Raw genomic sequence first — 22,516 nt, 5'->3', positions numbered from 1 at the left:
ACACAGATCGGGTGGGAGGCCTGCTACGCGGCGATGGTGTTCAGGGTTTTACTGAGTGCATGAGCTGACTGGCCCTTCGCCCGGCACAGCCGGCCTCCCACGGGTTCTGTGTTACCCCGTAAATCAAGTAGTTACACAAATCTGGTGGGAGGCCGGCTGTGCCGGGCGAAGGGCCCGCGAATCCTCGAACAACGCACTGCCCGCCACCTTCGCCGAGGCCTTGGCGGCGTTGCCCCCGGGGCTGCCCGGCTCCAGGTACCAATAGCAGTGCTGCCGCGCCCGGGTGATGGCCACATACGCCAGGCGCAGCGCCTCTTCGGCCTGGGCCTGGTCGTAGGGGGCTTCGGCTTCTGGCGTGCCCAGCCCGGCCAGGCGGTACAGCGCGTTGCGCCAGGGCGAGCTGCCCTGGTATTGGCAATCGCCCACCAGCATCACCGCGTCGGCTTCCAGGCCCTTGGCGCTGTGGTAGGTCATCAGCCGCACGCCTTCGCCCTGCACCGGTTTGAGCAGCTTGGCCAAGCCGGCGCGCTCGGCGCCCTTGCGGAACAGCACCAGCACGCTGTGGCCCTGGGCCTGGTGGGCCTGCACCCGCTCGAGCAGGTGATCGTCGTTGCGGCCCAGCACCTGCACCGGTAGCACCGGCAGCTCGCCGACGGCGCGGCCCTTCTTGCCCTTGAGGCTGGCGGTGCCCTTGACCAGGTGCTCGGCGGCGTCGATCACCCCCTGCTGGCTGCGGTAGTTCTCGCGCAGCATCAAGCGGGCGTGGGCGGGGGCGGCGAACACCTGCTCGAACTCCAGGAAAAACCGCGGGCTGCTGCCGCGCCAGCCGTAGATCGACTGCCAGTCATCGCCCACGCACAGCAACGAGCCGGGCGCCAAGGCGCGGCGCTGGCGCTCGCCCTGCACTGCCTTGAGCCAGTTCACCAACAGCGGTGATACATCCTGGAATTCATCCACCAGCACATGGCTGAAGCGGTCGAGCTGCTCGTTGGGCAAGGCCTTGAGTGGCGCGCAGCCAGGCGCGCTGAACAGGCTGAACACGCCGTTGTAGGTCATCAACGGTGGCTGTTGCGCCTGCAGGTGCGCCTGCAGCGCTGGCCAGTAAAGGGCCAGGGCCTGGAAGAACAACCCATCGCCCTCCTCCACCGCCAGCCCAGCCTGCTCGATGGCCGCGGGCACGCCCAGGCCGAGGGTTTCGATAAAACTGCCCACTTCATAGAAGGCATCGAGCAGCGGCAGCGCCTTGCGCTCGCCGCCCAGGGTGTAGTCCAGCCCCGGGCCCTGGCTGAGGTCGGCGGCATCGGCCTGCTGCAATTGCTTGGCCGCGGCATAGGTGTCGAGCCAGATCACCGGCTGCTCGCAGAACGCCTGGAACAGCGTGCGCTTGACCGCCACTTCCGCCGCCAGCGGCAATTCGCCCTGGGCGCGGCGCAGGTCCTGGGCTTCGCGTGGGTCGACGCCAAGCATCACCCAGGCCTTCAGGCCCGGGTGGTAGCCGTTGCAGTAGAACGGCAAACCGCGCAGCTCAAGCGGCCGTACCCCGGGCTCGACGCCGGCCAGCGGCCACTGGCCGGCGCCGCGCCAGAGCGCCTCGGCGCTTTCGCAGAGGGCCTGGTCGCGGCGGGCGGCGAGCTCCATCACCACCGCGCGCTTGCGCACATCGGGGTGGTCGGTGCCCAGCCTGGGCAGTTGCAAGGCGCGCTGGCGCAACGCCTCGATCAACCCGGCAAAGGCCGGGGCCTGCGCGTGCAGCGCTTGGTAGGCGCGGTTGAAGTGCTCGCGCTGGGCGTTGTTGAGGGTGTGCGCAAAGGGCGGTTCGTCCGGGTCGGCGGCGCCGCCCTGGCCGAGGGTTTCGAACGCCTTCAGGCCATCGAGCCCCGGCAACCCCTGGGCCCAGCCGAGGGCGCGGGAGTGGAAGGTGCGCACCACCTCCTTGGCCTGGCGCTCGCCCAGGCGCCGCTCCCACAGCGCCAGGGTGCGCACCAGGCGGGCGATGAAATCCTTGCGCGATTCACGGGTGAAGGTCACCACGCTGATCGCCTCCAGGGGCACCTGCAGGTACTGCACCAGCAGCACCACGCGCAGCACCAGCGAGGCCGATTTACCGGCCCCGGCCCCGGCAACCACGCAGGTGGCGGGGGCGGCGCTGAAGATCATCTTCCACTGCGCGCTGCTGGGTTGCTGGTTCGCGGGCAACAGGCGGGCGACGTCGGCCTTCATCTGCTTGCGCACGGCGGCGCTGATCGGCAGGCAGCCTTCGGCCGGCACTGGCGCGGCCTTGGCCTTGGCGGCGGGTTTGGCCTTGCTGGCGCGGGCCTTGGCCGGTGCGCGGGGCTTGGCGGGGGCAGCGGGCTGCGCGGGGCCGTTGTACACGGCGGTGATCTCGCGCAACTCGCCCAGGTAGGCTTTGATGCGTTTCAGCCAACTGCGCGGTGGCGCTGGCTCGGTGGAACGGCGTGGCACACGACCTCCTGCCCACGGGAATGGCCGGGCATCATCGCCCGGCCCGCCGCGTCAGGCAATGGCCTTGTCGACCAGCGCCTGGGCTTCGCTCACCAGCCGCTGCAGGTGCTCCTGGCCGAGGAAGCTCTCGGCGTAGATTTTGTAGATGTCTTCGGTGCCCGAAGGGCGCGCGGCGAACCAGCCGTTGGCGGTGACCACCTTCAGCCCGCCGATGGCCTGGTCGTTGCCGGGGGCGCGGCTGAGCACCGCGGTGATCGGCTCACCGGCAAGCTCGGTGGAGGTCACCTGCTCCGGCGCCAGCTTGCTCAGCGCGGCCTTTTGCCGGGCATCGGCCTTGGCGTCGACGCGGGTGGCGAACGGCTCGCCCAGTTCGCTGGCCAGGGCCAAGTAGCGCTGGTGCGGGTTCTGCCCGGTCTTGGCGGTCATTTCGGCCGCCAGCAGCGACGGGATCAGGCCGTCTTTGTCGGTGCTCCACACCCCGCCGTTCAGGCGCAGGAACGACGCCCCGGCGCTTTCTTCGCCACCAAAGCCAAGGCTGCCGTCGAACAGGCCCTGGGCGAAGTACTTGAAGCCCACCGGCACTTCGAACAGCTGGCGGCCCAGGCGCGCGGCCACCCGGTCGATCAGGCTGCTGCTCACCGCGGTTTTGCCCACGGCGGCGTCGGCGCGCCATTGCGGGCGGTTCTGGTAGAGGTAGTCGACCATCACCGCCAGGTAATTGTTCGGCGCCAGCAGGCCGCCCTGGGGCGTGACGATACCGTGGCGGTCGTGGTCCGGGTCGCAGGCAAAGGCCACGTCGAAGCGGTCTTTGAGCGCCAGCAGCCCTTGCATGGCATCGCGGGAGGATGGGTCCATGCGGATCTGCCCGTCCCAGTCGAGGGTCATGAAGCGGAAGGTCGGGTCGACGTTCGGGTTCACCACCTCGAGGTTGAGCTGGTAATGGTCGGCGATCGCCGCCCAGTAGCGCACCCCGGCGCCGCCCAGCGGGTCTACCCCGAGGCGCAGGCCGGACTGTTGGATGGCGGCCATGTCGACCACGTTGGCGAGGTCTTGCACGTAGGTGTTGAGGTAGTCATGGCGGTGGGTGGTGGCGGCCTTCAGGGCCTGGCCATAGGGCATGCGCTTGACGCCCTTGAGGCCGCCCTCGAGCAGCTCGTTGGCCTTGGCTTCGACCCACTTGGTCACGTCGCTGTCGGCCGGGCCGCCGTTGGGCGGGTTGTACTTGTAGCCACCGCTTTGCGGCGGGTTGTGCGAGGGGGTGATCACCACGCCGTCGGCCAGGTGCTGGCTGCGGCCTTGGTTGTAGCACAGGATGGCGTGGGACAACGCCGGGGTGGGGGTGTACTCGTCGTTGGCGGCAAGCATCACCTCTACCCCGTTGGCGGCGAACACCTCCAGCGCGCTGGCGCCGGCGGGGGTGCTCAGGGCGTGGGTGTCGATGCCGAGAAACAGCGGGCCGTCGATGCCCTGGGCCTGGCGGTACAGGCAGATGGCTTGGCTGATGGCCAGCACCTGCGCTTCGTTGAAGCTGTCGTTGAACGAACTGCCACGGTGCCCGGAGGTGCCGAAGGCTACCCGGTGCGCCGCCACCGCAGGGTCAGGGCGGCCGGTGTAATAGGCGCTGACCAGCTTGGGGATGTCTACCAGGGATTCGGCGGGGGCCGGCTTGCCGGCCAGCGGATTGTGCGTCATGCAAACCTCGGAGTCGGAGGGCTATCAAAAGGGCATCAGTTTACTGAGCATTGGACCGGCTGGCGACGGCTGGCGTTCACTGCCACGCCAACGGCAGGGTGTGCCCTGGCAACCCCGGCGGCACCACCGGGCAAGGCTGCGGCGCCGGCCACCAGCGCGGCAACAGCGCCTGCACGCGCGGCTCGGCGAAGCGGTCGTCGATCAGCACCACCACGCCGCGGTCGGTTTCGCTGCGGATCACCCGCCCGGCCGCCTGCACCACCTTGTGCAGGCCCGGGTAAAGATAGGCGTAGTCGTAGCCGGCGGCGAATTGTTGCTGCAAGCGCAGGCGCCGCTGTTCGTTGACCGGGTTGAACTGCGCCAGGCCCAGGGTGGCGACGAACGCGCCGATCAGCCGCGCCCCCGGCAGGTCGATGCCTTCGCCAAAGGCGCCACCGAGCACGGCAAAGCCGATGCCCTGCCCGCCCGGCTCGAACCGCGCGATGAACGCGTCGCGCTCGGCCTCGTTCATCTGCCGCGCCTGGGCCCACACCGGCAGCGCCGGGGCGCGCGCGCGCAATGCGGCCAGGGCCTGCTGCAGGTAATCGAAGCTGCTGAAGAACGCCAGGTAATTGCCTGGGCGCGCCTGGTACTGCCCGGCCAGCACCTCGGCCAGCGCCGCCAGCGAGGCCTCGCGCTGATGAAAACGCGTGCTCACATGGCCGGCCAGGCGCACCTCCAGTTGCCCGGCGGCGAACGGCGACGGCACATCGAGCCAGGCGCTGCTGGCCGGCATGCCCAGCAGGTCGAGAAAATACCGCGCCGGGCTGAGGGTGGCGGAGAACAGCACCACGCTGCGCGCGCCCTGCATGCGCGGCGCCAGTTGCGCCGCCGGCACCAGGCAGCGCAGGCACAGCCGCGACTGGCGCTGGCGGCCTTCGCCGTGCAGGTGGCTGTCGAACACATGGCCCGCGCCGAACAGCTCGGCGATGCGGTTGACCTGCAGGGCCGCGAAGTAGAAGTCCAGCCAGGGCCCGGTCACGCTCTGCGGGGCCTCGTTGAGCTGCTCGCCCAGCGCCGCCACGCAGCGCTGCAGGGCGCCGAGCCAGGCCGCCGGCGGGCTGGCACTGGCCTGGTAAGCCTCGGTTTGCGCGGCGTTCAGCGCCTTCCATGCTCGCGCCAAGCGCGCCAGCGGCGCCTTCAGCCCAGGCAGTGGCGCCTTGCGCAGCGGCGCCAGGCAGCGCTGGTGCAGTTCAGCGCTGTACATGTCGCGGCCGCGCTCGACCAGGTTGTGCGCCTCGTCGACCAGCACCGCGGTGCGCCACTGCTGCGCTTGGGCCAGGCCGAACAGCCAGCCGCTGAGGTCGAACCAGTAGTTGTAGTCGGCGACGATCACGTCGGCCCAACGGGCCATTTCCTGGGCCAGGTAATAGGGGCATACCTGGTGCCGGCGGGCGATTTCGCGCAGTGCCGGCTGGTCGAGCCAGGCGGCGCCGGCGGCGGCTTCACGGGCGGCCGGCAGGCGGTCGTAGAAGCCCTGGGCCAGCGGGCAGCTGTCACCATGGCAGGCCTGGCCGGGGTACTCGCAGGCTTTGTCGCGGGCGATGATCTCAAGCACCCGCAGGCCCGGCGCCTGCTCGCGCAGTTGGCCAAGGCCATGCAGGGCGAGGCCGCGCCCCGGGGTTTTGGCGGTGAGAAACAGCAGTTTATCCAGCTGGCCCATGGCCTTGAGCGCCGGGAACAAGGTGCCCAGGGTTTTGCCGATGCCGGTGGGCGCCTGGGCCAGCAGGCATCGGCCACTGGCGATGGCCTTGTACACGGTTTCGGCCAGCTCGCGCTGCCCCGGGCGAAACCGCCCCGGCGGGAACGCCAACTGGCCGAGCGCCGTGGCACGCGCCTCGAGGTGGGCTGCTTCATGCTCGGCCCAGCCGAGAAAGCACTGGCACTGCGCGATGAAGAACGCCTGCAGCTCGGCCGCGCTCAAGCGTTGCTCAAAGCGGGTTTGGCGTTGGCTGTCGACCTCCAGGTACACCAGCGCCACGGTCAGTTCGGCCAGGCCGCGGGCCTGGCAGAGCAAGGCGCCGTACACCTTGGCCTGGGCCCAGTGCAGCAGGCGGTGGTTGGCCGGCTGGCGGGCGAGGTCGCCGCGGTGGGTTTTCACTTCTTCCAGGCACTGCCGGGCAGCGTCGTAGCCGTCGGCGCGGCCGCGCACCTGCAGGCTTTGGTACTCCCCCTGCAGGCTGACCTCGTCCTCGTACGCGGCGCCGCGGCCGCTGGCCACCCGGCGGTGCCCGGCCATGCCTTCGAGGGCGCTGGGCGACGGGGTAAAACGCAGGTCGAGGTCGCCCCGCCGAGCGGTGAACTCGCACAGCGCGCGCACCGCCACCCGGTAGCTCATGCCGGCACCTCGGCGTGCCAGCTGACGTAACACACCTGCACCGGCAGGCCGTGTTCGGCGAAGTAGGCCATCCAGCGCAGTTGGTTATCCTGCAGGCGGTCGCCCGGGCCCTTGACCTCGATCATCCGGTAGCGGCCCTCGGCAGGCCAGAACTGCACCAGGTCCGGCAGGCCGGCGCGGTTGCTTTTGAGGTCTTCGAGCAAGCGCGCGAACAGCAGCTTGAGGTGCGCCGGCGGGATGCACGCCAGGGCCAAGGCGAGCAACGGCTCACTCAACGCGCCCCAGAACACGAAGGGGCTGGCCAGGCCGTACTTGCTGGCAAAGCGCGCAAGGATGGTCGCCTGGTAGCTGCCGCTGTCGAGCTCGCCCAGGCAGGCCTCGAACAGGGCTTGGCGGCGGCTGTAGAAATCCGCCTGGTGCAGGTCGGCCGGGGCGTGCTGGAACGGGTGAAAGAACGCCCCCGGCACTGGCGCGAAAATCGCCGGCCAGCAAAGCAGGCCGAACAACGAATTGAACAGGGCGTTTTCCAGGTACAACACCGGCGCGCCCTCCTCGGCCAGCGCCTGGCACACCGCGGCCTCAACGCTACTGGCCTGGGGCAGGCAGAGGTCAAGCCGCGCAGGCCCGGGCGCGCGCCGGCGCGGCGCGACCGGCAGGCCCAGGGCCCGTTGCAGGCGCGGCAAGGCCCGTGGCAGGGCCTGGGCCTCGGCGGGGCTTTCCGGCGCCGCCCAGGCCTGCTGCCACAGCGCCCAGGCCTCGGCGTGGCGGCCCTGTTGTTCATACACCCGCAGCAGCCGCCAGCGCGCGCCGGGGTAGGCACACTCGCGGTACAGGCCTTCGGCCTCGGCCCAATGGCCGAGGCGCTCGCAGTGGTAGGCCAGCAGGTAGGCCAGCTTGGCGCGCCGGCCTTGCAGCCAGGGGTTGGCGGTGTGGATCGCCGCCAGCCGGGCCAGCAGCGCGCCCACCGCCTCGCCGAGCTCCAGCGCCTCGCGGGCGGCGTGCACGGCCAGCGCCGCGTCGACGTCTTCGCGGCAGGCCAGGGCGCGGCTGCCGGGGGCGAAGGCCACCTGCTCGAAGCGCTGCACGCCCAGGTCAGCCAGCACGAACTGCGACCAGTCCTGGTAGAGGTTGCCGAAGAACATCAAGCGCAGCCGCTCACACAGCGGCCGCAGCGCCAACTGGTACAGCGCGCCGAGGCCCGGGCACCACTCAGTGAACGGCCGCGGTTCGGGGTAGTGGCCAGCCAACTGTTCGAACAACGCATCCTTGCGCTGGCTGGCGCGCAGGCCGTGGCCAGGGAAGCTGCGCAGCACCTCGGTTTTGTCGAGCACGCTGAACAGCTCGGCCAGTGACAGCGGCGTGCCAGCGCACAACCAGCCCAGCGCCAGCAAGGGCTGGGCGGCGGCGCCGATGGCGCCGATTTCCAGGTAGGCCAGCTTGCTCTCGCGGTACAGCGGGCCCTTGCGCATCACCAGCCGCACCAGCAGCGCCTGGCTCGGTTCGGGCAAGGCGGTGAACTGCTCGATGAAGCGCTGCTCGCTGGCGCCGAGCACGTCGCTGTAGTGCTCGGCCAGCCAGGCCAGCACGTAGCGGAAGTTCACCAGGTAATAGAGGGGGTTATCGAGCGGGTTCACGGTGGGGCGCTGTTCACGGTGGCATGGCTTCAACGTTCGGGTAGCTGTTTATACATACAGCGTAAAGCGCCGGCAACCCCGCCGGGACCAGCGGGCGTTTGAGCCTCCCGCGCCTGGCTGCTACCCTGCGGGGCTTCTCAGGCTGGATCCCTCGCCATGCTCAATGCCCTGTTGTTCGACCTCGACGGCACCCTTACCGACACCGATACCCTGCACCTGCTGGCAATCCAGCAACTGCTGATGGAAGAAGACGGCCGCGCCTTCAGCGACGAAGAGTTCATGGAAAAATGCAGCGGCCGCGCCAACCCGCAGATGTGCGCGCTGCTGTTCCCCGAGCGCAGCGTGGCCGAACACCAGGGCTTCGCCGAGCGCAAGGAAGCGCGCTTTCGCGCGCTGTCTACCAGGCTGGAACCGATCCCCGGGTTGCTGGCGCTGCTCGACTGGGCGGTGGCCGAGGGCCTGGGCCGGGTGGTGGTGACCAACGCCCCGCGCGCGAACGCCGACCACATGCTCGGCGCGCTGGGCCTGGCCGGCACCTTCGCCCACGTGGTGGTGGCCGAAGACTTGCCACGGGCCAAGCCCGACCCGCTGCCCTACCAGACCGGCCTGCTCAAACTGGGTGCCAGCGCCGCCGAGGGCATGGCGTTTGAAGATTCAGTGCCCGGGCTGACCGCGGCCAAGGCCGCCGGCCTGTTCACCGTGGGCCTGGCCACCAGCCAGCCGGCCGAAGCGCTGCTGGCGGTGGGCGCCGACCTGGTGATCGATGACTTCACCGACCCGCGCCTGTGGCAAGCGCTGAAAGCGCGCCGCGCGGGGCGTTGAGCACTGCGTTAGCCCTGCGCCTCGCGCTTCACCCGGGCCTTGCGCGCCCAGATGTTCAGGCACTCGATCGCCGCCGAGAAGGCCATCGCCGTGTAGATGTAGCCCTTCGGCACATGGGCGCCAAAGCCTTCGGCGATCAGCGTCATGCCGATCATGATCAAGAAGCCCAGGGCCAGCATCACCACCGTCGGGTTGTCGTTGATGAACCGCGCCAGCGGCTCGGAAGCCAGCAGCATCACCAGCACCGCGGCGATCACCGCGATCACCATGATCGGCAAGTGCTGGGTCATGCCCACGGCGGTGACGATGCTGTCGATCGAGAACACCAAGTCGAGCATGAGGATTTGCGCGATCGCTGCGGTGAAGCCAATCGCAATCTGCCCGCTGGCGGTGTCTTCCTGCTTGCTGACCGGGTCGACGCTGTGGTGGATTTCGGTGGTGGCCTTCCAGACCAGGAACAGGCCGCCGGCGATGAGGATCATGTCTTTCCAGGAAAACGCCTGGCCCGCGACCTCGAACACCGGCTCGGTGAGGGTCACGATGAACGCCACGGTACTCAGCAACGCCAGGCGCAGCACCAGCGCCATGCTGATGCCGATGCGCCGCGCCTTGGTGCGGAACTGCGCCGGCAGCTTGTTGGTGAGGATCGAGATGAAGATCAGGTTGTCGATGCCGAGGACGATTTCCATCGCCACCAGGGTGGCCAGCGCGGCCCAGGCGGCGGGGCTGGCGGCGAGTTCGAGAAGGTATTCCATGGGGTAGGCCTGATGTTGAGGTGATGGCGAAGGAGAATAGCGGCGCCTATACTTCCTGAAAATTCGTATTTTTATACAAAACCATTCGGTTTTAACGAAGTATCAAGCCCATGCTCAATTACCGCCAGCTGTACTACTTCTGGATGGTCGCCCGCACCGGCGGCATCGCCCGCGCCTGCGAGCAACTCAACCTCACCCCGCAAACGGTCAGTGGCCAGCTTAGCCTGCTGGAGGAACACCTCGGCGTGGCCTTGCTGCAAAAAGCCGGGCGCCAGCTAGAACTGACCGCCGCCGGGCGCCAGGCCTTGCCCTACGCCGAGCGGATTTTCCAGGCCGGGGCGGAGCTCGAGGCGTTGCTGCGCCACCAGCCGGCCGAACAGCCGGTGCTGTTTCGCGTGGGGGTGGCCGACGTGGTGCCCAAGTCCATCGTGTACCGCTTGCTCGCGCCGACCATGGAGTTGCCCGAGCCGCTGCGCATCACCTGCCGCGAAGACAAACTCGAACGGCTGCTGGCCGACCTCGCCATCCAGCGCCTGGACCTGGTGATTTCCGACAGCCCTATGCCGCCGAACCTCGACATCAAGGGCTTCAGCCACAAGCTGGGCGAATGCGGCGTGGCGTTCTTCGCCACCGCCGCGCTGGCCGAGCGCCTGCCGGGGGCGTTCCCGGCCCTGCTGCAGGGCCAGCCGTTGCTGATCCCCGGCCCCGACAGCGTGATGCGCGCGCGCCTGCTGCGCTGGTTCGATGAACAGCACATCCAGCCGCGGGTGGTCGGTGAGTTCGATGACAGCGCGCTGATGCAGGCCTTCGGCCAATCCGGCGCGGGGGTGTTCGTCGCCCCGGCGGCGATCGCCACCGAGGTGTGCCAGCAGTATGGCGTGGTGTGCCTGGGCCAGGTCGACAGCGTGATCGAAACCTTTTATGCGATTTCCGTCGAGCGGCGCATTCGCCACCCGGCGATCGTCGCGCTCAACGAAGGCGCGCGCCGCGAACTGTTTCACCAGGGCTAGGGTGATGGCACTTTCGCCGCACCGGCACAACGCCTAAGCTATCGGCTTTTCTGCCCGCAGGTACGCGCCGATGTCTGACTTCCAGGAAGCCCCCGCCACCCCGCACTTCACCCCCGCCGAGCTGCGTGTGCTCGGCGCGCTGGTGGAAAAAAAGGCCACCAGCGCCGAAGCCTACCCGCTGACCCTCAACGCCCTGGTGCTGGCCTGCAACCAGAAGACCAGCCGCGAGCCGATCAGCAACCACACCCCCGGCGAAGTCGGCCAGGCCCTGCGCGCCCTTGAACAACGGGGCCTGGCCCGGTTGCAGATGGGCAGCCGCGCCGACCGCTGGGAGCACTGCCTGGAAAAAGGCCTGGAACTGACCCCACCGCAAGTGGCGTTGATGAGCTTGATGTTCCTGCGTGGCCCGCAAACGCCGAACGAGCTGGTCACCCGCAGCCAGCGCGTGTATGCCTTCGACGACACCGAGTAGGCCGTGCACCAGTTGGAGCGGTTGATCAGCCGCGGCCTGGCGGTGCTGATCGGGCGCCAGCCGGGGCAGCGCGAAGACCGCTACACCCATGCGCTGGGCGACCTGGCCGATGCCGAGGCGATCCTGCAGGCCCGCGGCAGCGCGGCCGGCGCCGCCAGCCCCGCGCAAGAGCGGCTGGACGCGCTGGAGGCGCGGGTGGCGGAATTGGAAGCGCGCCTGGCCCAGGCCGGGTTGTAGGGTTTCAGGGCCCTTCGCCCGGCACAGCCGGAGTGCCGGACCACGGCCTCCCACCAGATTTGTGTTAGTGCTTGATTTACAAGGCAACACAGAGCCCGTGGGAGGCCGGCTATACCGGGCGATGGGCCCTGAAGCTCATGCACAAAATCAGCAGAGCTCACAGATTGATCTCTTCCGTAAAGCCGTGAAATGGCTTAAGTGAACAGCAGTACGGCACAGCCGGGCGATGGCCCGCAACCCTCACCCCCGGGCAAACGCCGCCGCCTCGCGCACCAGCGCCTCATCCGGGCGCACCCCGGTGTACAGCACGAACTGCTCCAGCGCCTGCAGCGCGACCACATCCAGGCCGGTGATCACCGGCTTGCCCAACTGCTCGGCGAGCTGGATCAACGGCGTGCGCGGCGGCAGCGCGACCACGTCGAACACCCACTCGGCGGCCTCCACCGCCGCCGCCTCGAAGGCCAGCGTGTCGGCGCCTGGCCCACCGGCCATGCCCAACGGCGTCACGTTGACCAACAGCGCCGGGCGCAGCGCGCCGAGGGCGTGGCGCCAGTCGTAGCCGCACTGCTGGGCCAGCGCCGGGCCGGCCTGGGTGTTACGCGCAACGATGGTGCCGTGGCCAAAGCCGGCATCGCGAAACGCACAGGCCACCGCCTTGGCCATGCCGCCGCTGCCATGCAGGGCAAAGGGCATGGCCGGGTCGAGGCGGTGGCGCTCGATCAACTGACCAATGGCCAGATAGTCGGTGTTGTAGGCCCTCAAATAACCGCCGTCGTTGACGATAGTATTGATCGAGGCAATCGCCGCAGCCGAGGGGTCGAGCTCATCGACCAAGGGGATGCTCGCCTCCTTGAACGGCATCGACACCGCGCAGCCGCGAATGCCCAGCGCGCGGATGCCGCCGATGGCGGCGGGCAGGTCTTGGGTGGTGAAGGCCTTGTACAGGTAGTTCAAGCCCAGCCGGGCGTAGAGAAAGTTATGGAAGCGGGTGCCGAAGTTACCGGGCCGCCCCGCCAGGGACATGCATAAAAGAGTGTCTTTATCGGGGGCGTTGAGCATCTAAGCATCCTGAAGCAGGCTGTTGATTTCGTAAGCAAAACGATACGTTGACCTTACACAAAATTTACCGTTTGCAGTCGCAGTTTCTTACATTTTCGCTGTCATAGTGTGTACGGCAGACCATGATCCCGAGGCGGGCTCATCGCGCCATGTCGTTATACGAGGAAACATCATGATCCGTCATTTATCCAAGGTTGCCCTGCTGGCCGGTGCCCTCACTGCCGCCCTGGCAGGCCCCGCTTCAGCCCATGGCGGCCCTGGCCCGGGTGCCTGGGTTGGCGCGCTGGTGGGTGGCGCCGTGCTCGGCGCGGCCGTGGCCTCGCGCCCGGCACCGGTGTACGTGCAGCAACCAGTGTACGTGGCCCCGCCGCCTCCGCCGCCGGTGTATTACTCGGCGCCGCCGGTGGTGTACCAGCCGGCCCCGGTGTACTACGCCCCGCCACCACCACCGCCTCCACCGGGGTACTACTACGGCGGCCACTACGGCCGCTGGTAAGCCGAGCGCCGGCAGGCACGATGCGCTCGCTCAATGGTTGCTATCGAGCGCATCGATTTCCCCCTGGGATCGCGGCGCTCTAGCATGGGCCCATCGATTCAGGAGGTTCCCTATGTACAGTTTGAGCATCATGTCCGTGATTGGCAGCGCCGTACCGGAGCGTATCCGCGACCTGGGCCTGTTGGCCTGCTGGTACGTGGTCCGCGAAGGTGAAATCGTCAGCCGGCCGCTGCTCTCCCGCGCCGAGGCCCAGGCCGTGCGCGAACAACTGCAGAACGCCTTGGTTGCCTGATTTCACTGTACCGTTTACCTGGCCTGCCCTAAGCTCCCCCTGCCCCGCCTTGTGCGGGGCTTTTTTATTGCAGTATTCGACGAAGTGCCAAAGATGAAGAAACATTCACCCGGCACGGCAATCGACAGGCAGATAGCCATCCTCCTAGAATGTGACAGCTTTTTTCATCATCATTTTTTTGTGATCTTCATTTTTAGCTGAGTGCGTATTTCCGTGAAAAAAACCCTGTCCATGCTCAGTCTGTTCGTAGCCTTGGCCGGCGCTGTGATCGTCACCCCCGTGCAGGCCAACGAAGCGGCCCTGGCCCGCGACCCGTCGCAACTTCACCTGGCCTCCGGTAGCGCCATGTTGATCGACCTGCAAACCAACAAGGTCATCTACGAGAACAAACCCGACCTGGTCGTGCCGATCGCCTCGGTGACCAAGTTGATGACCGCGATGGTGGTACTCGATGCCAAGCAATCGATGACCGAAGAAATCAACGTCGACATCAGCCAGACCAAAGAAATGAAAGGCGTGTTCTCCCGGGTGAAACTCGGTAGCACCCTAGACCGCCGCAACATGCTGCTGATCGCCCTGATGAGCTCGGAAAACCGCGCCGCGGCGAGCCTGGCCCACCACTACCCGGGCGGCTACAACGCGTTCATCAGCGCCATGAACGCCAAGGCCAAGGCCTTGGGCATGAGCCACACCCGCTATGTAGAGCCCACGGGGTTGTCCGAGCACAACGTGTCGACCGCCCGCGACCTGTCGAAGCTGCTGATGGCCGCGCGCGGCTACCCCATGCTGCGCGAGCTGTCGACCACCCGTGAAAAAACCGTGGCGTTCAAGCACCCCAACTACACCCTGGGCTTTCGTAACACCGACCACCTGCTGAACAACGAAAAGTGGGAAATCCAGATCACCAAGACCGGCTTCACCGACAAGGCCGGGCACTGCCTGGTGCTGGTCACGCGCATGGCCGACCGCCCGGTGGCGATGGTGATCCTCGATGCCTACGGCAAGTTCACCCACTTTGCCGACGCCACGCGCCTGCGCAACTGGATGGAAACCGGCCGCAGCAACAAGCCGGCGGCGGTGGCGATGCAGTATCGCTCGGAGAAGAACCGGCAGATGGCCGACTGAGCAAGCCGGCACAGCCGCCTTACCGCCGATGCTTATGCCGGTACATCGCCGTATCGGCATCGGCCAGTAACGCCGGCAGCCCGTCGTGGCGGGCCAGGTCGTATTCCACCCGGCCCACGCTGTAGGCGATTTCATAGCCACGCGCGCCGTCACGGTTGCGCGTGGCCAGGGCTTTGTCCAGGCGTTGCAGCACGTGCACGCTTTCGCCCTGCCCGGCGCCCATCAGCAGCACCACGAACTCATCGCCGCCCAGCCGGCCGATGCTGTCCATTTCGCGCACCACCGAGCGCAGCACGTCGGCGAACACCGCCAACGCGCGGTCGCCCTCGGCGTGGCCGAAGCGGTCGTTGATCGCCTTGAAACCGTCGAGGTCGAAAAACAGCAAGGTGGCCGGCGTGCCCACCCGCCGGCAGATGCTCAGCGCGTACTCGGCCATGTGCTCGAAGCCGCGGCGGTTGGCAACCTGGGTCAGGTGGTCGACGGTGGCCACCTGCTGCGCCTCAAGCTCCAGCTCGGCCATGATCGCGAGGTCTTCCATCGCCGCGCGGTCTTCATCATCGAACTGCCGCGGCGCCCGGTCGATCAGGCACAGGGTGCCCATCGGGCTGCCGTTGCTGGCCTTGAGCGGGCGCCCGGCATAAAAGCGAATGTGCGGCTCGCCGACCACCAGCGGGTTGTCGCTGAAGCGCGGGTCATGGATGGCGTCGCTGATCACGAACAACTCGTTCTGCAGGATCGCATGGCCGCAGAACGACACATCCCGCGGGGTTTGCGTTGCGCTCAGCCCGCTGCACGACTTGAACCACTGGCGGTTGGTATCCACCAGGCTGACCACCGCGATCGGCACATCGAACAGCCGCCGGGCCAACCGGGTCAGGCGGTCGAAGCGCTCCTCGGCCGGCGTATCGAGCAGGCTCAAGGTGCGCAAGGTATGGATGCGCAGGTTTTCGTCAGGGTGGTTGGCGGGCGCCTGCATAACGACTCCAGAAAATAAAAGGCCGTGCAGCTATTTAGCGTAACTGCACAGCCCCGTATTTCAAGGCGCGAAGCGAAACGGCCTCAGGCGGTGGTGCTGACCATCGAGCCGGAGGTGCTGCTGCCACTCTCGGTGAGGGCCTGGGTCAGCTGCGCGGTGAGGGTTTGCAATTGCCCGGCGAGGGTTGCCACCTGGGCTTGCGCCGAGGCGGCCTCGGCGGCCTTGGCCGGGTCGCTGCCGTCGCTGTTCTGCTCGGCCTGGGCCGCCGCCTGCTGGGCTTGTTGCAGTTCTTTCTGCACCTGGGCGATCTGTTTTTTCAGGGCTTTGACGGTGTCGGACTCGCTGTCGCTGCTGTCGCTGTCTTCGCTGCTGCTGGCGCCACCGGCGCCGCCCACGCCGCCGCCGGCATTGCCCTTGAGCTGTACGCTGGTGGCCGCGGCGGAACCGGCGGCGCTGCTGGTGGTGCTGTCGTCATCGCTGGCGCTGGCGGTGCTGCTGCTGGCCGAGGTGCTGCTGATGTGCAGGTTGGTGGCAAGGGTGCTGCTGATGCTGGTCATGGCGTTGGCGTCCTATGAATGAAGATGTCCCTGGCAGGCCATCGGCCAGGCGCCACGCGGCTTTAGCAACAATTTGGTACCATTTCCCGTACACACGCGTACAAAGGCGTAGTTATTTGCCACCGTTCGGGTGGGTAATGCCCACTTAACGCCAGATGAAATAATCTTCAGAGAGCCATTGCGCAAAGCTTGGCACAATGCCACGGTCTGAAGCCGAACCTCGGGTACCCCACACCATGACACGCGTATTGACCATCGAAGACGACGCCGTGACCGCCAAGGAAATCGTCGCCGAACTCACCAACCACGGCCTGGAAGTGGATTGGGTCGACAACGGCCGCGAAGGCCTGGTCAAGGCGGTCAGTGGCGACTACGACGTGATCACCCTCGACCGCATGCTGCCCGAACTCGACGGCCTGGCGATCGTGACCACCTTGCGCACCATCGGCGTGTCTACCCCGGTATTGATGATCAGCGCGCTGAGCGATGTAGACGAACGCGTGCGCGGCCTGCGCGCCGGCGGCGACGACTACCTGACCAAGCCCTTCGCCTCCGACGAAATGGCCGCCCGGGTCGAAGTATTGCTGCGCCGCAAGCAGGCCTCCACCACCCAAGACAACTCACTGCGCGTGGCCGACCTCGAACTCGACCTGATCACCCGCGAAGCGCGGCGGGGCGACCAGCAGCTGAACCTGCTGCCCACCGAGTTCAAGCTGCTCGAGTTCCTGATGCGCAACGCCGGGCAAATCCTCACCCGCATGATGATCTTCGAAGAAGTCTGGGGCTACCACTTCGACCCGGGTACCAACCTGATCGACGTGCACATCGGCCGCCTGCGCAAGAAGATCGACCCCGCTGGCCTGCCACCCTTGATCAAGACTGTACGGGGCTCGGGCTATGTCATTGCCGAACCCCTCTAAGGGTTGGCGCTCCTCCAGCAGCCGCTTGCTGGCGCTCTACAGTTTCCTCTTCGTGGCCTGGAGCAGCATCCTGCTCGGGGTGCTGTATTTCGAAGTGTCGGACTACCTCAACAGCCTCGCCCGGCATTCGTTGATGCAGCGCCAGCATCTGTTTTCGCGCTTTGCCGGCCGTGACCTGGAAGACGCCCTCGCCGCCAGCGAAGCCTTCGACGACCGCGCCTACGACGCCTGGGGCCTGTTCGACGACCAGCTCTACCCGCTGGGCGGCGAGCTGCGGCGCATCCCCCGTGGGCTGGCGCTAGACGGCAACATCTACGAGCTCGACGACTGCATCGACTCCAACGACCCGAAACTGCCGCAAGACAGCTGCGCCGCGGTGGCCATGCCCACCCGTGACGGCCGCTGGCTGGTGCTGGTGCGTGACAACGGCTCGTTGTTCCAGGTGACCCACATCATCCTGCGCGCGCTGCTCTGGGGGGTGTCGCTGACCATCCTGCCCGGCGCCCTGGGCTGGCACATCCTGCGCCGGCGGCCGCTGCGGCGGATCCGCCAGATCCAGCTCAGCGCCGAGGCGATCATGGCCGGCGACCTGGCCAAGCGCCTGCCGTTGTCTAACCGGCGCGACGAGCTCGACATGCTCGCGGTGATCGTCAACGCCATGCTCGACCGCATCGAGCGGCTGATGATGGAGGTCAAGGGCGTGTGCGACAACATCGCCCACGACCTGCGCACCCCGCTGACCCGCCTGCGTGCCCAGTTGTATCGGATCAAGCAGCAAGCCGAGGCGGATTCCGCCCACGCCCTGCAGCTGGACCAGGTGATCGCCGAAACCGACACGCTGATGGCGCGCTTTCGCGGCCTGCTGCGCATCTCCGAGCTCGAAGACCAGCAGCGCCGCTCTGGCTTCGTGCTGCTCGACCCGCTGCCGCTGCTGCACGAACTGCACGACTTCTACCTGCCGCTGGCCGAAGAAGGCGAGCTGCACCTGAACCTCGAACTGCCCGAGGCGCTGCCGAGCATCCACTGCGACCGCGCGCTGATGTTCGAGGCGATCGGCAACCTGCTGTCGAACTCGATCAAGTTCACCCCGCCGGGCGGCCAGGTCACCCTGCGCGCGCGCGCCGATCAGGGCGCGCCGCTGATCGAGGTGGAAGATTCCGGCCCCGGCATCCCCGAGAGCGAGCGCGAGGCGATCTTCCAGCGTTTTTACCGCAGCGACGAAAGCGGCGGCCAGGGCGGTTTCGGCCTGGGCCTGTCGATCGTGGCGGCCATCGTCAACCTGCACGGCTTCAACCTTGTGGTCGGTAGCGGCAGCCTGGGCGGCGCAAGCCTGAGCCTGGCCTGCCGCCCCGGCGCCAACCTGGTGGTGTCATGAACGTTCTCTACCTTGCGCAGCACGCCGACCTGGAGCTGGTCCAGGCCCTTGAGCTCAACGGCATGGCCTTGACCTACGCCCTGCCCGAGCACTTCGAACACCTGCTCGGCGAGGGCCTGGCGTTTATCGTGCTCGACCTCGCCAGCCCCGACCCGCGCCTGTTGCGCCAGTGCGTGCAGCGCCGTGGCGCGGCGGCGATCGTGGTACTGCTCGACAGCGGCGACCACGCCGAACGCATTCAGGCGCTCAAATACGGGGCCGATGTGTGCCTGTCGCGGCCGTACAGCGTCGACGAACTGCTGGCGCGGCTGCAGGCGCTGATGCGCCACTTCCCGGCGGCGCCAGCGGCGGAACCGGCGGCCAGCGGCCTGTGGCTGTCGAACAACCGCCTGCTGCTGGGACGCGGCGGCCGCCACAAGAGCGTGACGGTGACCGAACAGCGCCTACTGGCGCTGTTGGCGGTGCAGCCCGGCGCGATCAGCCGCCAGGCCATCGAGAAACACCTGTGGGGCGAAGGCGGCCAGCACCGCGGGCCGCTGATCGAGCGGCACATCTGCAACCTGCGGCGCAAGCTGTCCGACCTCGGCGCACCGTTTGCCCTGCAAACCTTGCGCGGGTTTGGTTACTGCCTGAATGAAGGGTTGCGGGTGAGGACAGACTGACCGGCCCTTCGCCCGGCACAGCCGGCCTCCCACGGGTTCTGTGTTTCCTGTTAAATCAAGTACTTACACAAATCTGGTGGGAGGCCGGCTGTGCCGGGCGAAGGCCCCCCCCTAGCGCCGCACCACCCGCCACACCGTCCCGGCCAGGTCATCGGCAATGATCAGCGCCCCTCGTGGGTCCACCGTCACCCCCACCGGCCGGCCACGGGTCTTGCCGTCGTCGCCGCGAAACCCGGTGGCGAAGTCCACCGGCTCGCCGGCCGGGCGGCCGTCCTTGAACGGCACGAACACCACCTTGTAGCCCACCGGGTTGTCGCGGTTCCAACTGCCGTGCTCACCCACGAACACCCCCTCGGCGAAGGGCTCGCCCATCACCGGCAAGGAGAAGTCCACCCCCAGCGCCGCCACGTGCGAGCCCAGGCTGTAATCGGGCTTCACCGCCGCGGCCACCTTGGCCGGGTTCGGCGGTTGCACCCGGGTGTCGACGTTCTGGCCCCAATAGCTGTAGGGCCAGCCGTAAAACGCCCCCTCGCGCACCGAGCTCAGGTAATCGGGCACCAGGTCCGGGCCGAGTTCGTCCCGCTCGTTGACCACCGCCCACAGTTGCCCGGTACCGGGCTGCACCTTCAGCGCGGTCGGGTTGCGCAGGCCGGTGGCGTAGGGCCGGTGGGCGCCGCTCTGGGCGTCGACCTGCCAGACCATCGCGCGGTCCACTTCCACCTCCAGGCCCCGCTCGGTGATGTTGCTGTTCGAGCCGATGCCCACGTACAGCCAGCGCCCATCGGGGCTGACCGCGAGGGACTTGGTCCAGTGGTGGTTGATCTGCGCCGGCAGGTCGGTGAGCTTCACCGGCGCGCCGCTGGCCTGGGTTTGCCCCGGCTGGTAGTCGAAGCGCACCAACGCGTCCTGGTTGGCCACGTACAGCGCGCCGTCGTGGTAGGCCAACCCGTAGGGGGCGTTGAGGTTCTCGGCGAACACCGTGTTCAGTTCATACTGGCCATCGCCGTCGGCATCGCGCAGCAGGGTCAGGCGGTTGCCGCCCTTCTCCGCGGTGTTGCCCTGGGCCTTGATGTAGGTGGCGATCACGTCCTTGGGCTTGAGCTGGGCGGCGCTGCCGCCCTTGCCTTCGGCCACCAGAATGTCGCCGTTGGGCAGCACCAGGGTTTGCCGCGGCACCTTCAGGCCGGTGGCGATCGCCGCCACGCTGTAGCCCTGGGGCACCGTGGGGGTTTGTGCCCCCCAGGCCACCGGCTCGGCGATTTTCATGCTCGGCAACAACCCGCGCTGCGGCGCCGGCAGTTTAGGGTCCGGCCCACGGGCCTGGGTGCTGTCGGCCTCACCGCCACAGGCGCTGAGCAACAACGCGGCGCCGAGGGCCGCCACTGTGTTCATCGGCTTCATGCTTCGCCCTCCCCGCGCAGGCTGCCCAGGCCGGTCCAGGCCGCGGCCAGGGCCAGCAGCGTGACCAGCATCGACAGCACCAGCCCTTGCGGCATCACCGCCCAGGCGTCTTTGGCGTGCTCGAAGGCATTCACCAACCCCAGCAGCCAGGCCGCCAGCAACAGCAGCACATACACCAGCGGCCGCCCGGCCTTGCGCCGGGCGCGGGCCAGGTTCACCAGGGCGAACAACCCCGCCAGGCCGGCCAGCAGCAGGCCACCGGCGATCAGCCAGGAGGCGAAGTTGCTCCATTGCACCTGGAAGGTTTTGAAGTAGGCCACGTCGCTGAGCAGCGCGCCGAAAAACAGCGGCACCGCGCCGGCCAGCAGCAGTGCATGCAACGGGCCAGGGCGGTGGCGATAGGTGAGTTCAGGGGTGGTCACGGGCGCTCCTTGGCGTTTGGCGGGTACAGAGCAAGAGAACGCCTGGCGTGCGGCTTAGTTCGGCTGTGTAACATTTTGCAATACCGCGGCGGGCAATACCGTGGCCAGGGCAACAGCCCCTATCCTTTGGCCACCCTTCCCGCCGCCACCTTCAGCACCTGCTCGGTCAGTTTGTGCAGCGTCCAGGGTTTATCCAGGCACACCACATTCGGCGCGAGGGTGCCGTCGAAGTGGTCTGCCAACACGATTGGCAGCGCCGGCAGGCGCTCGGCCAGCACGGTGGACAGGTCGATGCCGTTCATGACCCCGGCGAGGTCGGCGTCGGCCACCACCACCAGCCTGCCTGGCCCATGGTCGAGCACGAAGGCCAATGCCGCGCCGGCCTCGGTGAACGGCTTTACCTCGAACCCCACGTCCATCAGCGCCGCGATCAGCCGCGGCAGCAAGGGGGTATCACGGAAGGCCAGCACGGCCATCCCCAGGGAACGGCGTGGGCGTGCGGGGAATGCGGTCATGGGAATCCATCCGGCGGGGTATACAGGTTAGGAACCGCGCCGCGAGCGCTTCGTTCCCACCTCACCGGCGATGCCGGCACAACAAACCTCCTGTACGACAACTAGATGTGTGAATGACTTCGCAAAAATACAAAAAACACACTAGCAACCGCTCTATCTCAACAAACACGGCAAAAGCCCTGCGACACCCCGCCCGGTTGACACCCTTGAAAAATCACTAACACACTTTGTAACAAGTAGTAGTATGATGACTGACCCGTGATGAGCCAGACGATACCCGAGTATCGCGCCCTCAGTGGCGGCGCCGGCAGCCTGCCCGCCGCCCCGATGTGACCAGCACAAGTAGAGCAGCCAGCAGGCCTGCCACCCCTCCCTGCAATGCCGCGGCGCCCCCCGCCCCAACGTTGGCCCTGCCCTGGCCTACGCGGGAGGCGTGCGCGCGAAAATTGCCCCAGGGGCCGCACAACGTTGAGCGCGCTAGGTGTTGCCTGCGCCGCACGGTTTTTGCCAGCAGCTTAGGTGAGCCGAATATGTTGTTAGCCTCGCAAACGTCCCGACGAAAATTCCTGCTGTCCTCGCTGATCGCCCTGCCCGCCATGGGCGTGGCGGTCAAGGGGCTGAGCGCCGCCATGGCCGCCGACATGGTCGCGCCCAGCCTGGACACCTATAAACCCGCGTTTTTCGACGCCGCCGAATGGGCGTTCATCCTCGCCGCCTGCGACAGCCTGATCCCCGGCGGCGGCCGCGCCCCAGGGGCGCTAGACACCAACGTGCCGGTGTTTCTCGACCAGCAACTGGCCGGCGACCTCGGCAGCGAGGTGTACCTCGAAGGCCCGTTCGACCTCAAGGCCCCGCCCACCCTGGGCTACCAGTTGCCGTACCGCCCGCAGCAGATCTGCCGCAACGGCATCAAGGCCGCCCAGGCCTGGTGCCAGCAAACCCACGGCGCCAACTTCGCCGCCCTCGACGCCGCCGGCAAGGCCGACGCGCTGAAGAACCTGCAGGCCGGCAAGGTCGACTTCGCCGCCTTCGGCGAAACGGTGATGGGCTCGAAGCTGTTCTTCGGCGAACTGCTCAAGCTGACCAAGCAGGGCTACCTGGCCGACCCGATCTACGGCGGCAACAAGGGCATGAAGGCGTGGATCGCGATTGGCTTCCCCGGGGCGCGCGCCAGCTACCTGGAATGGGTTGCCCAGCACAACGTGAAGTACCCCCTGGGCCCGGTCAGCCTCAGCGGCCAGCGCGGCTAAGCCG

20 protein-coding genes and 1 pseudogene are annotated in these 22,516 nt (G+C 67.4%); 10 read left to right on the top strand and 11 right to left on the bottom strand.

The window, feature by feature from the left end; all coding sequences use genetic code 11:
- Positions 1-123: 123 nt before the first annotated feature.
- The 4 genes from ACFZCE_RS16455 to ACFZCE_RS16440 form a co-directional block, all read right to left on the bottom strand.
- Complete coding sequence (locus tag ACFZCE_RS16455) at positions 124-2,463, bottom strand: UvrD-helicase domain-containing protein (RefSeq protein WP_390940837.1); 2,340 nt, start codon at positions 2,461-2,463, stop codon at positions 124-126.
- A 51-nt stretch (positions 2,464-2,514) separates the two neighbouring features.
- Positions 2,515-4,155, bottom strand: a complete 1,641-nt coding sequence (gene pgm, locus ACFZCE_RS16450) for a phosphoglucomutase (alpha-D-glucose-1,6-bisphosphate-dependent) (protein WP_390940835.1) — start codon at positions 4,153-4,155, stop codon at positions 2,515-2,517.
- Positions 4,156-4,231: 76 nt separating this feature from the next.
- Complete coding sequence (locus tag ACFZCE_RS16445; RefSeq protein WP_390940833.1) at positions 4,232-6,532, bottom strand: helicase C-terminal domain-containing protein; 2,301 nt, start codon at positions 6,530-6,532, stop codon at positions 4,232-4,234.
- Complete coding sequence (locus ACFZCE_RS16440) at positions 6,529-8,166, bottom strand: VRR-NUC domain-containing protein (RefSeq protein ID WP_390940831.1); 1,638 nt, start codon at positions 8,164-8,166, stop codon at positions 6,529-6,531. Before ACFZCE_RS16440 ends, ACFZCE_RS16445 begins: the two co-directional genes overlap by 4 nt.
- Positions 8,167-8,322: 156 nt before the next feature.
- Between ACFZCE_RS16440 and ACFZCE_RS16435 the strand changes: the two genes are divergently transcribed.
- Positions 8,323-8,988: an HAD-IA family hydrolase gene (locus tag ACFZCE_RS16435; RefSeq protein ID WP_390940829.1), complete on the top strand. Its 666-nt coding sequence runs from the start codon at positions 8,323-8,325 to the stop codon at positions 8,986-8,988.
- A gap of 8 nt (positions 8,989-8,996) precedes the next feature.
- Here ACFZCE_RS16435 and ACFZCE_RS16430 read toward each other — a convergent pair whose 3' ends face one another.
- Positions 8,997-9,743, bottom strand: coding sequence for a TerC family protein (locus ACFZCE_RS16430; protein WP_390940827.1), 747 nt, complete (start codon positions 9,741-9,743; stop codon positions 8,997-8,999).
- A 110-nt stretch (positions 9,744-9,853) separates the two neighbouring features.
- On the opposite strand from ACFZCE_RS16430, the gene nhaR reads away from it, so the two are divergent.
- A complete protein-coding gene (nhaR, locus tag ACFZCE_RS16425; protein ID WP_390940825.1) occupies positions 9,854-10,753 on the top strand; it encodes a transcriptional activator NhaR in 900 nt (299 codons plus the stop codon).
- A gap of 70 nt (positions 10,754-10,823) precedes the next feature.
- Positions 10,824-11,462: pseudogene (locus ACFZCE_RS16420) on the top strand (YceH family protein).
- Positions 11,463-11,702: 240 nt separating this feature from the next.
- Here ACFZCE_RS16420 and ACFZCE_RS16415 read toward each other — a convergent pair.
- Positions 11,703-12,521: a shikimate 5-dehydrogenase gene (locus ACFZCE_RS16415; protein ID WP_390940823.1), complete on the bottom strand. Its 819-nt coding sequence runs from the start codon at positions 12,519-12,521 to the stop codon at positions 11,703-11,705.
- 172 nt (positions 12,522-12,693) lie between these two features.
- Between ACFZCE_RS16415 and ACFZCE_RS16410 the strand changes: the two genes are divergently transcribed.
- The 3 genes from ACFZCE_RS16410 to pbpG all read left to right on the top strand — a co-directional run bounded on the left by ACFZCE_RS16410 (position 12,694) and on the right by pbpG (position 14,434).
- On the top strand, positions 12,694-13,017 hold the full coding sequence (locus tag ACFZCE_RS16410) for a hypothetical protein (protein WP_390940821.1): 324 nt from the start codon (positions 12,694-12,696) through the stop codon (positions 13,015-13,017).
- A gap of 112 nt (positions 13,018-13,129) precedes the next feature.
- Complete coding sequence (locus ACFZCE_RS16405; RefSeq protein WP_390940819.1) at positions 13,130-13,309, top strand: hypothetical protein; 180 nt, start codon at positions 13,130-13,132, stop codon at positions 13,307-13,309.
- Positions 13,310-13,522: 213 nt separating this feature from the next.
- Positions 13,523-14,434, top strand: a complete 912-nt coding sequence (gene pbpG, locus ACFZCE_RS16400; RefSeq protein ID WP_390940817.1) for a D-alanyl-D-alanine endopeptidase — start codon at positions 13,523-13,525, stop codon at positions 14,432-14,434.
- Positions 14,435-14,453: 19 nt separating this feature from the next.
- On the opposite strand, the gene ACFZCE_RS16395 is transcribed toward pbpG, so the two are convergent.
- Together ACFZCE_RS16395 and ACFZCE_RS16390 are read right to left on the bottom strand one after the other, a co-directional pair.
- Positions 14,454-15,410 (bottom strand): diguanylate cyclase, encoded by a 957-nt coding sequence (locus ACFZCE_RS16395; RefSeq protein WP_390940815.1) that lies wholly within the window; start codon positions 15,408-15,410, stop codon positions 14,454-14,456.
- Between the two features lie 83 nt (positions 15,411-15,493).
- Positions 15,494-15,967 (bottom strand): hypothetical protein, encoded by a 474-nt coding sequence (locus tag ACFZCE_RS16390; protein WP_390940813.1) that lies wholly within the window; start codon positions 15,965-15,967, stop codon positions 15,494-15,496.
- A gap of 236 nt (positions 15,968-16,203) precedes the next feature.
- Between ACFZCE_RS16390 and ACFZCE_RS16385 the strand changes: the two genes are divergently transcribed.
- The 3 genes from ACFZCE_RS16385 to ACFZCE_RS16375 are packed head-to-tail and all read left to right on the top strand — an operon-like array spanning position 16,204 to position 18,924.
- Complete coding sequence (locus ACFZCE_RS16385; RefSeq protein ID WP_390940811.1) at positions 16,204-16,887, top strand: winged helix-turn-helix domain-containing protein; 684 nt, start codon at positions 16,204-16,206, stop codon at positions 16,885-16,887.
- The gene (locus ACFZCE_RS16380; protein WP_390940809.1) at positions 16,865-18,262 is read left to right on the top strand and encodes an ATP-binding protein; all 1,398 of its coding nucleotides are present in this window, start codon (positions 16,865-16,867) and stop codon (positions 18,260-18,262) included. Before ACFZCE_RS16385 ends, ACFZCE_RS16380 begins: the two co-directional genes overlap by 23 nt.
- Positions 18,259-18,924 carry a winged helix-turn-helix domain-containing protein gene (locus ACFZCE_RS16375; RefSeq protein WP_390940807.1) on the top strand — a complete coding sequence of 222 codons (666 nt, stop codon included), beginning with the start codon at positions 18,259-18,261 and terminating at the stop codon, positions 18,922-18,924. Before ACFZCE_RS16380 ends, ACFZCE_RS16375 begins: the two co-directional genes overlap by 4 nt.
- 111 nt (positions 18,925-19,035) lie before the next feature.
- Here the strand turns inward: ACFZCE_RS16375 and ACFZCE_RS16370 are convergent, their stop codons facing one another.
- The 3 genes from ACFZCE_RS16370 to ACFZCE_RS16360 form a co-directional block, all read right to left on the bottom strand.
- Positions 19,036-20,325, bottom strand: a complete 1,290-nt coding sequence (locus ACFZCE_RS16370) for a PQQ-dependent sugar dehydrogenase (protein ID WP_390940805.1) — start codon at positions 20,323-20,325, stop codon at positions 19,036-19,038.
- A complete protein-coding gene (locus ACFZCE_RS16365) occupies positions 20,322-20,747 on the bottom strand; it encodes a DUF2231 domain-containing protein (protein WP_390940803.1) in 426 nt (141 codons plus the stop codon). The genes ACFZCE_RS16370 and ACFZCE_RS16365 overlap by 4 nt, the downstream gene beginning before the upstream one ends.
- A gap of 119 nt (positions 20,748-20,866) precedes the next feature.
- Positions 20,867-21,262 (bottom strand): hypothetical protein, encoded by a 396-nt coding sequence (locus ACFZCE_RS16360; RefSeq protein ID WP_390940801.1) that lies wholly within the window; start codon positions 21,260-21,262, stop codon positions 20,867-20,869.
- 530 nt (positions 21,263-21,792) lie between these two features.
- On the opposite strand from ACFZCE_RS16360, the gene ACFZCE_RS16355 reads away from it, so the two are divergent.
- Positions 21,793-22,512: a gluconate 2-dehydrogenase subunit 3 family protein gene (locus ACFZCE_RS16355; RefSeq protein ID WP_390940799.1), complete on the top strand. Its 720-nt coding sequence runs from the start codon at positions 21,793-21,795 to the stop codon at positions 22,510-22,512.
- The last annotated feature ends 4 nt before the right edge of the window (positions 22,513-22,516 follow it).

Source organism: Pseudomonas sp. NPDC007930, from assembly GCF_042958985.1.
Lineage (GTDB): Bacteria > Pseudomonadota > Gammaproteobacteria > Pseudomonadales > Pseudomonadaceae > Aquipseudomonas.
This window is presented reverse-complemented; position numbering and strand designations above follow the sequence as displayed.

What these genes read in the sequence shown, in the direction of transcription:
- pgm (WP_390940835.1), bottom strand. Translation starts at nt 4,155, where the DNA reads ATGACGCACAATCCGCTGGCCGGCAAGCCGGCCCCCGCCGAATCCCTG.
- ACFZCE_RS16445 (WP_390940833.1), bottom strand. Translation starts at nt 6,532, where the DNA reads ATGAGCTACCGGGTGGCGGTGCGCGCGCTGTGCGAGTTCACCGCTCGG.
- ACFZCE_RS16435 (WP_390940829.1), top strand. Translation starts at nt 8,323, where the DNA reads ATGCTCAATGCCCTGTTGTTCGACCTCGACGGCACCCTTACCGACACC.
- ACFZCE_RS16430 (WP_390940827.1), bottom strand. Translation starts at nt 9,743, where the DNA reads ATGGAATACCTTCTCGAACTCGCCGCCAGCCCCGCCGCCTGGGCCGCG.
- nhaR (WP_390940825.1), top strand. Translation starts at nt 9,854, where the DNA reads ATGCTCAATTACCGCCAGCTGTACTACTTCTGGATGGTCGCCCGCACC.
- ACFZCE_RS16415 (WP_390940823.1), bottom strand. Translation starts at nt 12,521, where the DNA reads ATGCTCAACGCCCCCGATAAAGACACTCTTTTATGCATGTCCCTGGCG.
- ACFZCE_RS16410 (WP_390940821.1), top strand. Translation starts at nt 12,694, where the DNA reads ATGATCCGTCATTTATCCAAGGTTGCCCTGCTGGCCGGTGCCCTCACT.
- ACFZCE_RS16405 (WP_390940819.1), top strand. Translation starts at nt 13,130, where the DNA reads ATGTACAGTTTGAGCATCATGTCCGTGATTGGCAGCGCCGTACCGGAG.
- ACFZCE_RS16395 (WP_390940815.1), bottom strand. Translation starts at nt 15,410, where the DNA reads ATGCAGGCGCCCGCCAACCACCCTGACGAAAACCTGCGCATCCATACC.
- ACFZCE_RS16390 (WP_390940813.1), bottom strand. Translation starts at nt 15,967, where the DNA reads ATGACCAGCATCAGCAGCACCCTTGCCACCAACCTGCACATCAGCAGC.
- ACFZCE_RS16385 (WP_390940811.1), top strand. Translation starts at nt 16,204, where the DNA reads ATGACACGCGTATTGACCATCGAAGACGACGCCGTGACCGCCAAGGAA.
- ACFZCE_RS16380 (WP_390940809.1), top strand. Translation starts at nt 16,865, where the DNA reads ATGTCATTGCCGAACCCCTCTAAGGGTTGGCGCTCCTCCAGCAGCCGC.
- ACFZCE_RS16375 (WP_390940807.1), top strand. Translation starts at nt 18,259, where the DNA reads ATGAACGTTCTCTACCTTGCGCAGCACGCCGACCTGGAGCTGGTCCAG.
- ACFZCE_RS16370 (WP_390940805.1), bottom strand. Translation starts at nt 20,325, where the DNA reads ATGAAGCCGATGAACACAGTGGCGGCCCTCGGCGCCGCGTTGTTGCTC.
- ACFZCE_RS16360 (WP_390940801.1), bottom strand. Translation starts at nt 21,262, where the DNA reads ATGACCGCATTCCCCGCACGCCCACGCCGTTCCCTGGGGATGGCCGTG.
- ACFZCE_RS16355 (WP_390940799.1), top strand. Translation starts at nt 21,793, where the DNA reads ATGTTGTTAGCCTCGCAAACGTCCCGACGAAAATTCCTGCTGTCCTCG.